At 39.5% G+C, this 14439-nt stretch carries 10 protein-coding genes and 1 tRNA gene; 9 read left to right on the top strand and 2 right to left on the bottom strand.

Features of this window, described 5'->3' with window-relative positions; all coding sequences use genetic code 11:
- Positions 1–287: hypothetical protein (locus JQM81_RS10155; RefSeq protein WP_235233448.1), on the top strand; the 287-nt coding region annotated here is incomplete at its 5' end.
- Complete coding sequence (locus tag JQM81_RS10150) at positions 220–1116, top strand: ComEC/Rec2 family competence protein (protein ID WP_235233447.1); 897 nt, start codon at positions 220–222, stop codon at positions 1114–1116. The genes JQM81_RS10155 and JQM81_RS10150, both read left to right, overlap by 68 nt.
- 8 nt (positions 1117–1124) lie before the next feature.
- Here the strand turns inward: JQM81_RS10150 and JQM81_RS10145 are convergent, their stop codons facing one another.
- Positions 1125–5369, bottom strand: a complete 4245-nt coding sequence (locus JQM81_RS10145) for a 2-hydroxyacyl-CoA dehydratase (protein ID WP_235233446.1) — start codon at positions 5367–5369, stop codon at positions 1125–1127.
- 234 nt (positions 5370–5603) lie between these two features.
- Between JQM81_RS10145 and JQM81_RS10140 the strand changes: the two genes are divergently transcribed.
- From JQM81_RS10140 to JQM81_RS10120, 5 genes are all read left to right on the top strand, one after another.
- Entirely contained in the window at positions 5604–6476 is an 873-nt protein-coding gene (locus JQM81_RS10140) for a rhomboid family intramembrane serine protease (protein WP_235233444.1), read from the top strand.
- Positions 6477–6515: 39 nt separating this feature from the next.
- Positions 6516–7952: a pyruvate kinase gene (pyk, locus tag JQM81_RS10135; protein ID WP_235233442.1), complete on the top strand. Its 1437-nt coding sequence runs from the start codon at positions 6516–6518 to the stop codon at positions 7950–7952.
- Between the two features lie 200 nt (positions 7953–8152).
- Positions 8153–8836: a TrmB family transcriptional regulator gene (locus JQM81_RS10130; protein ID WP_334302619.1), complete on the top strand. Its 684-nt coding sequence runs from the start codon at positions 8153–8155 to the stop codon at positions 8834–8836.
- Positions 8833–10107 carry a diaminopimelate decarboxylase gene (locus JQM81_RS10125; protein ID WP_235233440.1) on the top strand — a complete coding sequence of 425 codons (1275 nt, stop codon included), beginning with the start codon at positions 8833–8835 and terminating at the stop codon, positions 10105–10107. Before JQM81_RS10130 ends, JQM81_RS10125 begins: the two co-directional genes overlap by 4 nt.
- An 87-nt stretch (positions 10108–10194) precedes the next feature.
- On the top strand, positions 10195–10836 hold the full coding sequence (locus tag JQM81_RS10120; RefSeq protein WP_235233437.1) for a hypothetical protein: 642 nt from the start codon (positions 10195–10197) through the stop codon (positions 10834–10836).
- 105 nt (positions 10837–10941) lie between these two features.
- On the opposite strand, the gene JQM81_RS10115 is transcribed toward JQM81_RS10120, so the two are convergent.
- Positions 10942–11024 (bottom strand) — tRNA-Leu (locus JQM81_RS10115).
- Between the two features lie 186 nt (positions 11025–11210).
- Here JQM81_RS10115 and polA point away from each other — a divergent pair.
- Both polA and coaE read left to right on the top strand, forming a co-directional pair.
- A complete protein-coding gene (gene polA / locus JQM81_RS10110) occupies positions 11211–13826 on the top strand; it encodes a DNA polymerase I (protein ID WP_235233435.1) in 2616 nt (871 codons plus the stop codon).
- A gap of 12 nt (positions 13827–13838) precedes the next feature.
- On the top strand, positions 13839–14429 hold the full coding sequence (gene coaE, locus JQM81_RS10105) for a dephospho-CoA kinase (RefSeq protein WP_235233434.1): 591 nt from the start codon (positions 13839–13841) through the stop codon (positions 14427–14429).
- Positions 14430–14439 lie beyond the last annotated feature (10 nt).

Genomic DNA, 14439 nt, shown 5'->3' with positions numbered 1-14439 from the left:
TTTCACTTTTTTCATTCCAAAGGAAAAAACGCCATGAAAATATGACAAAATGGCAAACCCGCCAGGCCCTGTATTTATTGGGCTTGACGGGTATTTTATACTTATTTTCTTGCAAAAGTCAGGATATAGCACACTGTGTCATAGATGACAAGAAAAGGTTGATTTTCCAGAACGAGAATTTTATAATAGATGGAAATGTATTAAGGGGAGTATACGAATATGAAGAATGTAAAGAAAATAGCAGCATTTATAGCTGCGCTGACGTTGGCAGTGGCAGGTTATGCTAATCTGGATGATATTACTACTGTGTCAGGAAAAAGCGACAGAAGTATAGCTGATACGGTTGCAACGCGAGAGATGAAAGTGACTTTTCTGGATGTTGGTCAGGGAGATTGTACGATTGTTCAGACTGAAGGACATAATATGCTCATAGATGCAGGCAATAATGACCAGGGAGAATCTGTAGTGGCTTATTTACTGAAAAATGGGATTGATACACTGGATTATCTGATCCTTACACATCCCGATGCGGATCATATTGGAGGAGCAGATGATGTATTGGAAAATATAGATGTTCAGATGGTGCTTATGCCAGATGTTGCCAATGATACCATAACTTATCTGGAAGTGATAGATGATATCAAAGAATTTAATATTCAGATTGTTTATCCGAGAGTAGGAGAGATTTTTACTTTGGGAGATGCTGAATTTACTGTTCTTTGTCCAGACGAAGAATTAGTGGATCAGAGCGATCTGAATAGTTCTTCTGTAGGAATCAAGTTAAATCATGGAATCAACTCCTTTGTAATGTGCGGAGATGCAGAAGAAAAGTCCGAAGAAACTATGGCAAAGCATTTTGGCAGTGAACTAGAATGTGATGTGTTAAAATGTGGTCATCATGGAAGCAGTACCGCTACAAGTGATGAGTTTCTGAAAGCAACAGATCCTACCTGGGCTGTCATTAGTTGTGGCGTGGATAATCAATATGGGCATCCACATTGGGAGACTATAGAAAAACTGGAAAATGATGATGTACAGATATACCGGACAGATCAGATGGGGACGATTATTGCAATCAGTGATGGAGAAAACATCAATTGGGTAAAAGGGAATTAGGCAAGCGCCTAATTCCCTAAATTTTTATTTGCTGTAGACAGCATTAATTTGATTCGGTTTAATTGATTTACTTCACTTGCTCCTGGATCAAAATCAATTGCTACTATATTGGACTCAGGATAGCGTCTTCTTAATTCTTTGATAACGCCTTTTCCTACTACATGGTTTGGAAGGCAGGCGAATGGCTGAGTACATACAATGTTCGGCGCACCACTGTGAATCAGCTCCAGCATCTCGCCAGTAAGGAACCAGCCTTCACCTGTCTGGTTTCCAAGAGATACGATTTCAGAAGCCATCTTGCCAAGATTGCGGATGTCAGCAGGTGGAGCAAAATGTTTGCTCTTTTCAAATGCTTTGGTAGCAGGTGCGCGGAACCACTCAATTGCTGCAATTCCAAGATTACCGATTGTTGCCTTGGATTTCTTCATACCAAGGTGAGATACTTTGAAATTCTGATTGTAGAAGCAGTACTGAAGGAAATCCAGCAGATCTGGTACGACTGCTTCCGCTCCTTCATTTTCCAATAGTTCTACCAGATAGTTATTGGCAGCCGGGAGGAATTTTACCAGAATCTCTCCGACAACGCCGACGCGTGGCTTTTTGATATCCAGAAGTTCAATATTCTGATCGAAGTCGTTTATGATATCGTGGCAAAGCTGGCTGAAGCGGTGTCTGGAAGGATAACCCTGGGATACGAACTCCTGGCAGACCTTTTTCCATTTTTCATGCATGGCGTTTACAGATCCTGGTACAGCTTCATATGGACGAAGGCGATATACGCATTTCATGAAAATATCTCCAAATACGACTGCATATACGCCGCGGAGTACCAGTGGAAGTGTAATCTTGAATCCAGGGTTACTTTCCAGCCCGCTTAAATTAATAGAGATGACTGGAATGTGTCCATAGCCGGCTTTCTTTAATGCACGTCGTATAAAACCGATATAGTTAGATGCACGGCATCCACCACCGGTCTGGCTGATGATGACGGCAATCCTATCGGTATCATATTTACCAGAAAGGATAGCTTCCATGATCTGTCCGACTACCATAAGAGATGGATAGCAGGCATCGTTATTAACATATTTTAATCCTACATCTACTGCCTGTTTATTATCATTTGGCAAGACTTCAATGTTGTAACCGGAAGCTCTGAATGCAGGTTCCAGTAATTCAAAGTGAATCGGTGACATCTGTGGGCAGAGAATCGTATAGTCCTTACGCATTTCTTTCGTGAAAGGCACTTTTGTTATAGCAGAAGAATGAATCTCTCTTTCTTCGTGGCGTTTTTCTCTGACACGGATGGCAGCAAGCAGAGATCTGACACGGATTCTCGCAGCACCTAAGTTGTTGACTTCATCAATCTTCAAAGATGTATAAATCTTGTCAGAATCATTCAAAATAGATGCTACCTGATCTGTTGTAACAGCATCTAGACCACAACCAAAAGAATTTAGCTGGATCAAATCCAGATTTTCTGTTGTTTTCACATAATTTGCCGCCGCATACAGACGAGAATGGTACATCCACTGATCCATAACGTTCAACGGGTGTTCTGCCGGATGCAGGTGAGAAACGGAATCCTCTGTCAATACAGCAATATTATAAGAGTTGATCAATTCCGGAATTCCGTGGTTTACTTCCGGGTCAATATGGTAAGGTCTTCCGGCAAGAACGATTCCACGATTACCGGTCTCTTCCAGGAACTTGATGGTCTCTTCTCCCTTTTTCTGCATATCTTTCCTACAGGAATCGAGTTCGTCCCAGGCTGCATGTACAGCTGATTTGATTTCAGCAGCAGGAATGGAGAACTTATCAGAGAATACCTCTACCATTCGATAGGCAATTGTCTCTTCATTTGCAAATGAAAGGAATGGATGGATAAAATCAACATCCCCATTTACGATAGCATCAATATTATTTTTGATGTTTTCAGGATAAGAAGTTACAATTGGGCAATTGTAGTGATTGTTTGCTTCTGCAAATTCATTACGTTCATAAGGAATACTTGGGTAAAATATGTATTTAATTCCTTCATTAATTAGCCATTGTACATGTCCGTGGGCAAGTTTTGCAGGGTAACATTCTGATTCACTTGGAATAGATTCGATACCAAGTTCATATACCTTTCTGGTGGAAACCGGCGATAATACAACACGGAATCCAAGAGTATGGAAGAAGGTAAACCAGAATGGATAATTCTCATACATGTTCAGGACACGTGGAATACCGATGGTTCCTCGTTTTGCCTCTTCCTCTGTTAACGGAGTGTAATCAAAATAACGTTTTAACTTATATTCAAACAGATTAGGCAGTTTATTGGCGGACTTTTCTTTACCAAGACCGCGCTCACAGCGGTTACCTGTAATGAATTTACGACCGCCGCTGAAGTGGTTGATGGTCAGGCGGCAGTTGTTGGTACATCCTTTACATTTGGCCATAGTTGTAGAATATTCCAGAGATTCGATCTCTTCGATAGGCAGCATAGTTGTGCCCTCGCAGTCTACATATCTTTCCCGTGCGATTAAAGCTGCACCGAAAGCACCCATGATTCCGGCAATATCCGGTCGGATTGCTTCGCAGTTGGCGATTTTTTCAAAACTTCTAAGTACTGCGTTATTATAGAAAGTTCCGCCCTGTACGACGATATGATTGCCAAGTTCGGAAGCATCGGACACTTTGATTACTTTAAACAAAGCGTTCTTAATAACGGAATATGCAAGTCCGGCAGAGATGTCAGCAACTTCAGCCCCTTCTTTTTGGGCCTGTTTTACCTTGGAATTCATGAATACAGTACAGCGTGTACCAAGGTCGATCGGATTACGGGCAAATAATGCTTCATGAGCAAAATCTTCGACAGAATAGTTCAGAGATTTTGCAAAGGTCTCTATAAAAGAACCGCAGCCAGAAGAGCAGGCTTCATTTAACTGAACGCTGTCGACGGTCTGATTCTTGATCTTGATACACTTCATATCCTGTCCGCCAATATCCAGGATACAGTCTACATCCGGCTCAAAGAAAGATGCAGCATAGTAATGAGAGACTGTCTCTACTTCGCCCTCATCCAACAAAAGCGCAGATTTAATCAGGGCTTCTCCATATCCGGTTGAGCAGGAGTGGACAATCTCCACACCTTCCGGAAGCTTACTGTAGATATCCTTAATTGCAGTTATGGTGGTACCAAGAGGATCTCCTTCGTTGTTATGATAGAAAGAGTATAATAATGTGCCATCCTCACCGACCAGCGCTGCTTTGGTAGTAGTGGAACCGGCATCGATTCCCAGAAAGGCTTTGCCGCGGTAAGATTCCAGGTCTTTCACAGGAACCTGATGTTTTGCGTGTCTTTCTTCAAAAGCATGATAGTCTGCTTCGCTGGTAAAAAGCGGCTCCATACGTTCTACTTCGAAATCCATCTTGATTTTACCTTCCAGGCGCTGCTGCATCTGCTGTAAAGATACATCCAGATCTTTCTTAGAATTCAGTGCAGATCCGATGGCGGCGAATAAGTGAGAATGCCCAGGGGCAATCGTATGTTCATTATCTAGCTTTAATGTACGGACGAAAGCTTCTTTTAATTCAGATAAGAAATGAAGCGGTCCGCCCAAAAATGCAACATGTCCTCGAATCGGTTTTCCACAGGCTAATCCACTGATTGTTTGATTCACAACAGCCTGAAAAATAGAAGCTGCCAGGTCTTCTTTAGAAGCACCGTCATTGATCAGCGGTTGGATGTCGGATTTAGCAAATACTCCGCATCGTGCAGCAATAGAATATAAAGATTTATAATTTTTGGCATATTCATTTAACCCAGATGCATCTGTCTGGAGCAGAGAAGCCATCTGGTCAATAAAGGATCCGGTACCGCCGGCGCATACGCCGTTCATACGCTGCTCTACATTACCGCCTTCAAAATAAATGATCTTAGCGTCTTCCCCGCCTAATTCAATGGCAACATCTGTCTGAGGAGCATAATCCTGTAATGCGGTGGAAACGGCGATTACCTCCTGCACAAATGGAACACCAAGATGCTTGGCAAGGGTTAGTCCGCCGGAACCTGTGATGACCGGAGAAGCATGAATAGGACCTAATTTATAAATTGCTCTTCCAAGCAGATCAGATAATGTCTCCTGGATATTCGCGTAATGTCTTTCATAATCAGAAAAGGCAACATCATTATTCTCATCCAGAATGGCAATTTTTACCGTCGTGGAACCAATATCAATTCCAAGGGTATAAATATCTTTTTGACTCATAATATGTACTCCTTATTACATTTTCATCTATGACTTTCTTCTTATTAAATGTGTTTTTGTTTTACAGACTGTAACATTATACGACAAATTATTCGAAAAGACAATTCGCAATTGATTATTTTAGCATAAAATAAATGTTAAAATTATTTAAACTTGTATAGCAGAATTGACAAATATTCTATGAAAAGTTAGAATGACTACAGTGTAAAACATATGAAAGACAGGGATTATTCTATGAACAATTGGTTAGATAAACTGGAGAGAAAGTTCGGAAGATATGCGATTCCGAATCTGATGTATTATATTATTATTTTGTATGCTGCTGGATTTGTCTTAAATCTGGTGAATCCATCATTCTATTACCAATATCTGAGCCTGAACGCTTCGGCAATCTTGCATGGTCAGATATGGAGGATTGTGACATTCATAATTCAACCACCGTCTACCAGCCTGATTTTTATTATATTTGCGTTATATTTATATTTTATGATTGGACAGCAGTTAGAGAGAGCCTGGGGAGCATTTCGGTTTAATCTTTACTTCTTTTCCGGAATGATTTTCCATGTGATTGCAGCAATTATTGCTTATCTCTTGACAGGAATCTCTTTTCAGATGGATACCTGGTATCTGAATATGTCTCTGTTTTTTGCTTTTGCTGCTTTATATCCTGATCTACAGTTTTTGCTGTTTTTTGTGATACCGATCAAAGCAAAATATCTGGCATTGATTGATGGATTATATTTTGTCTATGCGATTGTTCAGGCATTTTTGCCGGCTTATGGCGGAAGTGTCTATGGTATTTATTACAAGGCTAACGCTCTTGCAGCAGTGGTTTCCATACTGAACTTTCTGATCTTTTTCTTGAATTCAAGAAATGCAAGGGCGTATTCTCCGCGACAGATGAAGCGAAAAAAGGAATTTCAACGCAAAGTAAGGCATGCACAGCGTCCTGTTAATACCTATGCAAACGGTGCAAAACACAGATGTGCAGTCTGTGGCAGAACGGAGTTGGATGATCCAAAGCTGGAATTCAGGTATTGTTCTAAATGTAATGGTAATTATGAATATTGTCAGGATCATTTGTTTACACATACACATGTAAAATGATTTTACCAATAATAGTTATAAGAGAGGAATTAAGGGAATATGAAAAAAACAAAAATTATTTGTACAATGGGACCAAACACGAATGATGAAAGCCTTATGAGAAAATTAGTCCAGAGTGGTATGGATATTGCCAGATTTAATTTTTCTCACGGTGATCATGAAGAACAGAAGATGAGAATGGATGTGCTGAAAAAGATTCGTGATGAGGAAGGAAAGCCAATTGCGATTCTTTTAGATACAAAAGGACCAGAGATACGTACGGGAATCTTGAAAGATGGCAAGAAAGTAATGCTTCAGGCTGGTAATGTATTTACTTTAAGCACAGAGGATATTGTCGGAGATGAGACGAAGACATCTATCACATATCCAGGTCTGGTCGCAGATGTTCAGGTTGGAAGTACGATTTTGATTGATGATGGACTTATTGAGTTGAAAGTAAAAGAAAAAAGAGACACTGAGATTGTGTGTAAGATAGTGAACGGTGGTGAATTGGGAGAGCGTAAAGGTGTGAATGTACCGAATGTTCCAGTCAGACTTCCTGCAATTACTGATAAGGACAGAGACGATCTTCGATTTGGTGTAGAGCAGAAGGTTGATTTTATTGCAGCATCATTTGTGAGAAATGCAGAGTGTATTCTTGAAATCAAAGCATTTTTGAAAGAATGCGGTGCCCCATATATTCCGGTTATTGCCAAGATTGAAAATGCAGAGGGAATCAAGAATATTGATGAGATCATTCGATGCGCTGATGGAATCATGGTGGCCCGTGGAGACCTTGGTGTTGAGATTCCTGCAGAAGAGGTTCCATATCTTCAGAAGATGATCATTCAGAAATGTAATGATAATTATAAACCGGTTATTACTGCAACACAGATGTTAGATTCTATGATCCGCAATCCTCGCCCGACAAGAGCAGAAGTAACAGACGTAGCTAATGCCGTATATGACGGAACGGATGCGGTCATGCTTTCTGGTGAGACTGCGCAGGGTAAATATCCAGTTGAAGCTCTTCAGATGATGGTTCATATTGTAGAAAGTACAGAAGAACATCTGGATTATGATCTGATTCTTAAGAAAGCCGGTGAGCATAGGATGAAGAGTGCGTCCAGTGCCCTGGGCCATGCGACTGTAACAACTGCAAATAACCTAAGAGCAAAATGTATCATTACTCCTACAGTGTCAGGAGCAACGGCAAGAGTTGTATCTAAGTTCAAACCGCAGATGGACATCATTGGCGTTAGTCCGAATGAAACAACTTTGAGAAGAATGCAGATTTACTGGGGCGTAAGACCATTAAAATCTATTGAAGTTCATACGACGGAAGATATCTGTAATAGTGCAATTGATCTGATCTGTGCAAAACAGATGGCAGAGACAGGAGATGTTGTGATCCTGACAGCTGGAATTCCATCTACCAATGTGGCTGGAGTGAAGACTGGAGTCAGCAATATGATGAGGATTGCGGTTGTAGATTAAGAAATCGTTGTAGTAATAGAGGCGGAATGTTTCTGCCTCTTTTTTCTTGACCTTTGTTAGCTATTAGACCCTTAATGAAATTAAAAAAACCTTGTGAATGTATTGACATATTATCTAACATCCTTTATAGTGTTCCTATCGAGAACTACTAAAAGAAATGGGGTGATTAATTGGAACAGCTGTCATTTGTGGAACGTCTGATGGAATTTGGCCTTACGCGGCAGGAAGCAAATATTTATCAATGTATGATAACTGAAGGAAAAGTGACAGGATATGAGGTGGCTAAGCAGACGGGAATTTCTAGATCGAATGCGTATAATTCTCTTGCAAATATGACGGAGAAGGGTATTGCATATCTGGTAGAAGAAGGAAATACGCGAAAATATGTTCCGGTTCCACTGGATGAATTCTGCAAGAATCGTATCCGTAAGCTGGAAGAATCAAAGAAATGGCTGATCGCACATGTACCATCTGAAAAGACATATGTGGAAGGATATATTACAATTGAAGGTGCTGATCATATCCTGGACAAGATGAGAAATCTCTTGTCTCAGGTGGAAAAAAGAGTATATATCAGCTGCACAAGGAATTATCTGCTTCTTTTAGTCAGAGAATTAGAAGACTTAATTCGCGACAAAAAGAAGGTTGTGATTATTACAGATCAGCCAGCATCCTTTGATAATGCTAAGGTATATGTTGGTGAAAACAGAGGTATGCAGATTGGCCTGATTGCAGATTCTAGATATGTTCTTACTGGAGAATATGGAGAAGGAAGCTTGAATACTTGTTTGTATTCTGGACAGAAAAATTTTGTGGAGTTATACAAAACTGCACTTTCGAATGAAATAAAACTACTATCGATGCGGGAGGAAAACCAACAATGAAAAAAGAACCATTTGTAACGAAAGAACAGTTAGATGAGATTGTAAAAGAGTATCCAACACCTTTTCATTTGTATGATGAAAAAGGTATTCGTAAAAATATGAAAGCATTAAAAGAAGCATTTTCATGGAATAAAGGCTATAAAGAATATTTCGCAGTAAAAGCGACACCTAATCCATTCTTGATTAATATTTTGCGAGAATATGGCTGTGGCTGTGATTGCTCGTCATATACAGAATTAATGCTTTCTGATGCAATAGGTGCATCTGGAGAAGATATTATGTTTTCATCTAACGATACGCCTGCAGAGGAATTCGTGCTTGCTGAAAAATTAGGAGCTATCATTAATCTGGATGATATTACACATATTGATTTTTTGGAGAAAACAATTGGACATATTCCGGAGATCATTAGTTGTCGCTACAATCCGGGTGGATTGTTTAAAATCAGTAATGATATTATGGACAATCCAGGAGATGCCAAATATGGTATGACAACGGAACAATTATTTGATGCATTTAAAATATTGAAAGAAAAAGGAGCAAAAGAATTTGGAATTCACGCATTTCTTGCAAGTAATACTGTGACGAATGAATATTATCCTATGCTTGCAAAGGTATTATTTGAAGTGGCAGTAAAACTTCAGAAGGAAACAGGTGTGCATATCAAGTTTATCAATCTGTCTGGGGGAATTGGAATTCCGTATACACCTGATCAAGAGCCAAATGATATTCGGATAATAGGGGACGGTGTCCGCAGAGTATATGAAGAGGTTCTGGTTCCGGCCGGAATGGGTGATGTGTCAATTTATACAGAATTAGGACGTTTTATGATGGGACCATATGGTTGCCTGGTAACTACAGCGATTCATCAAAAACATACACACAAAGAATATATTGGCGTTGATGCATGTGCAGTAAATTTGATGCGTCCTGCAATGTATGGTGCTTATCATCATATTACTGTTATGGGAAAAGAAAATCATCCATGCGATCACAAATACGATGTTACAGGTTCTTTGTGTGAAAATAATGATAAATTTGCCATTGACCGTATGTTGCCAAAGATTGATATTGGCGATTTACTAGTGATTCACGATACAGGTGCTCACGGATTTTCCATGGGATATAACTACAATGGAAAGTTAAAATCAGCGGAAGTTCTTTTGAAAGAAGACGGAACGACTCAGTTAATTCGAAGGGCTGAAACTCCGGCAGATTATTTTGCAACATTTGATTGCTTTGAAATTGGCAGAAAATTAACTGAAAATTAACAACAAGGTCCCCTGTCAAGAGTTGAATTTATGAAAAATAAAGTGTATGGTATACTCATATCTTATACAGGAGTAGGAGGAATAGGAATGAGAAAAAAAGGGCTTTTGGCTGTTTTGCTTGTTATGGCAATGTCTCTTTTGAGTGGTTGCGGGGGAATGAGTGCGGAAGATGCAAGTTCTTATGCAAAGTCTGTTTTGGATGCCAGCTATAAAGGAGAATTTGATGACTATATCGAATGGACGAAATCCACAGAAGATGAGGCAAATGAGTTGTATGAGGGCAATATTGACACAACAATGGAAGAAGCTGGTTTTTCTGACCTTGGAATATCAGAAGAACTGATGGCAAGTTACAGAGAATTGTTCCTGGATATGGTCAAGCATGCAAAATACGAAGTAGGAGAGGCAAAAGAATCGGATAACGATGCATATACGATTGACATTACAGTAGAACCGTTTATAGCCTTTGAAGGAATTCAGGAAGAGGTGACGGCTTCTCTTACAGAAGAAATAAGTAATATGACAGAGATTCCGAGTGATGAGGAATTGAATCAGATGGTATTCCAGAGAATGTATGATCTTATGGCTGCAAGAATGGAAGATCCTGCATATGGTGATCCTGCAATCGTTACAATTACCGTACAGCCAGATGCTGATGGTGTATATTATATTTCTCAGGAAGATATGACAGCACTTGATGATGCAATGTTTCCGACAGATAGTTTCTAATATATTTAAGAAAAAAGATGCGTTATATATCAGATTAATAAATGATATAACGCATCTTTTTTCTTAAAAAATAAAAACCAGATCCGTACTTGACCTGGTTTTTAATGCGGATGGTGGGACTTGAACCCACACGAAGTCGCCCTCGCAAGATTTTGAGTCTTGTGCGTCTGCCATTCCGCCACATCCGCATGTTCTTTTGCTTTTCGCAACAACATGATAAATTATAACCTTTTAATTTGAGAATGTCAATGGTTTTATAAAGAAATTTTGCAAAAAAAACAGGGTAAAATTGATTTGGTGAATAATTTCCTTTTAAAAACCAATGTTTTGGTGTATAGTAATAGGGTAGTTTTGTTTTTAATGGAGAATTCTATATGAATGAAAAGATTGTATTGATAGATGGACATAGTATTTTAAATCGTGCGTTTTATGGCCTGCCGGATCTGACGAATGCAGATGGGCTTCACACGAATGCAATCTACGGATTTTTAACAATTATGTTCAAAATCTTAGAAGAAGAAAAACCAGAATATCTGACAGTTGCTTTTGATGTTCATGCTCCGACATTTCGTCATGAGATGTATGCGGAGTATAAAGGTACGAGAAAGCCTATGGCAGATGAATTGCGTCAACAGGTCCCGGTCATCAAAGATGTTTTACATGCAATGGGAATCAAGACGATTGAATCAGCCGGCCTGGAAGCAGATGATCTTCTGGGAACTTTGTCTAAACGTTGTGAGAAGCAAGGAATGGAAGTGGCGATTATTTCTGGAGACAGAGATTTACTTCAGCTTGCAACAGGGCATGTGAAGATACGTATTCCAAAGACCAAGCAAGGCAGAACAGAAGTTGAAGATTATTTCGCGCAGGATGTAAAGGAACGTTATCAAGTGACGCCTTTGGAATTTATTGATCTGAAAGCTTTGATGGGCGATACCTCGGATAATATTCCTGGAGTCCCAAGTATTGGAGAAAAGACTGCTACGAAGATTATAGCAGAATATCATACGATTGAGAATGCTTATGACCATGTTGATGAATTAAAGCCGCCTAGAGCCTCCAAAGCATTGAAAGAACATTGGGATATGGCGGTGATGAGTAAGAAACTTGCCACGATTAATGTGGATGCTGATTTTCCTTATAAATTGGAGGACGCAAAGCTTGGAAATATCTATACTGAAGAGGCTTATGCATATTTTCAGAAGCTTCAGTTCAAGAATCTTCTTTCTAAGTTTGATGTAACAGCTCCTTCCAATCAGATTGAGTCTGTGTTTCGAGAAGTTACAGATATTCAGATGGCAGAAGAGATTATGACGAAAGCCAGGGCTGCAAAATGTGTAGGTGCGTGTGTTTTCCAGGATACGGAAAATGTATTACCACTTTTTGCCAATCAGGCAGGTGTCGGGGGAATAGGGTTGTGTTTCTCTGAACAGAATGTTTATTGTATTCGAACTGGGCATGGTATAGATACTTCGTGGCTGTTGAATCAGCTGGAGGTGATAGCCGAAGAAACAGAACGATATGTTATGTTTGATTTGAAATCAGCGATGAAGTATTTAAAGATCAGTAATACTTCAAACTGTTTCGATGCGACAATCGCAGCGTATTTGTTGAATCCGTTAAAGAGCAATTACACTTATGAGGACGTTGCAAGAGAACAATTGGATATTGTAATAGAAGAAAAAGCGGAATTGTATGTTAAGATATGCTATGAAGCATATACAGCATATACAGCATCTGAACGTTTATGGGAAAAACTTAAGGAATGTCATATGGACAAGCTTTTTACAGAGATAGAGATGCCATTGTTATTTACTTTGTATGAGATGGAAGCAAATGGTGTAAAAGTGGAGGCAGAGGCTCTGAAATTCTATGGTGATCAGTTGGGTGCCAAGATTGTAGAACTTGAGAAAGAGATCTATGAAGAAGCCAATGAGACATTCAATATCAATTCACCAAAGCAGCTGGGCGTTGTGCTGTTTGAAAATATGAAGATTCCTGGTGGAAAGAAGACAAAAACCGGATATTCTACGGCTGCGGATGTGTTGGAAAAGTTGGCACCTGATTATCCAATTATTGCGAAAATTTTGGAATACAGGCAGTATTCCAAATTAAAATCTACCTATGCAGATGGGTTGGCAAATTACATCTGTGATGATGGAAGAATTCATGGAAAATTCAATCAGACGATAACGGCTACAGGAAGAATCAGCAGTACAGAACCTAATCTTCAGAATATTCCGATTCGAATGGAGTTGGGACGATTAATTCGTAAGGTTTTCGTTCCGGAAGAAGGATATATATTTGTAGATGCCGATTATTCACAGATCGAACTGCGGGTACTGGCCCACTGTTCAGGAGATAGTCATTTGATTGAGGCATATAAAGAAGCCAGAGATATTCACAGAATCACTGCCTCACAAGTCTTTCATGTTCCATTTGATGAAGTCACTGACCAACAGCGGCGGAATGCGAAAGCAGTTAATTTCGGAATTGTGTATGGAATCAGTTCTTTTGGATTGAGTCAGGATCTGAGTATCAGTCGAAAAGAAGCAGCAAAGTATATAGATGATTATTTTAAGACATATCCGGGAATCAAGACATTTTTGGATGACACGGTAAAACATGCAAAAGATATGGGTTATGTTGTTACGTTATTTGGCAGACGTCGTCCGGTTCCAGAGTTGGCGTCCAGTAATTTTATGCAACGTTCCTTTGGAGAAAGAGTGGCGATGAATTCGCCGATTCAGGGAACTGCAGCGGATATAATGAAGATTGCCATGATAGGGGTCAGCCGAAGGCTGAAGGAAAAGCATATGAAATCAAAACTGGTTCTTCAGGTTCATGATGAATTATTGATTGAGGCTTTTCAACCGGAATTAGAGGAAGTGAAGGCAATTCTTCAGGAAGAGATGGAACAGGCAGCTTCCTTGGATGTACCATTGGAAGTTGATATGCACACAGGAGAAAACTGGTACGAGGCAAAGTAGAGGTGTAAGAGAATGAAGGTTATTGGAATTACAGGCGGAGTTGGCGCGGGAAAGACTCAGATCTTAGAATATTTGAATAATAAGTATGGTGCTACCATCTGTCAGGCTGATGCTGTAGGAAAAAAACTCCAGAAAAAAGGTACAGAGTGTTTTGATGCAATCGTGGCACATTTTGGTACAGAGATTTTAGATGCAAAAGGCGAGTTGGATAGAGAAAAACTGGCAGATATTGTTTTTTCGGACAAAGTAGAATTATCTGTTTTAAATAGTATTGTGCATCCGGCAGTGAAAGAAGAGATTTATAAAAAGATTGCCAAAGAAGAACGTAAGAATACGAATTTATTTATTCTGGAGTCAGCGATTCTCATTGAAGATCACTACGAGGAAATCTGTGATGAGTTATGGTATATCTATGTGGAGGATTCTATTCGTAAGAAAAGATTAATCTATGCAAGAGGATATGATTCAAAGAAAGTAGATGATATTATTGCGGCACAGCTTCCAAAGAGTATGTTTATGAAACACTGTGACCGTGTGATTGATAATAGCAATACTTTTGAAGAGACAAAGATACAGTTGGATAAAATTGTGGCAGATTTATAAGAAAGGCAGA

It is taken from the genome of Faecalicatena contorta, assembly GCF_021531895.1.
In the GTDB taxonomy this organism is placed as follows: domain Bacteria; phylum Bacillota; class Clostridia; order Lachnospirales; family Lachnospiraceae; genus JAFBIX01.
The sequence above is the reverse complement of the archived record's forward strand: the minus strand, read 5'-3'. Positions and strand labels throughout refer to the sequence as shown.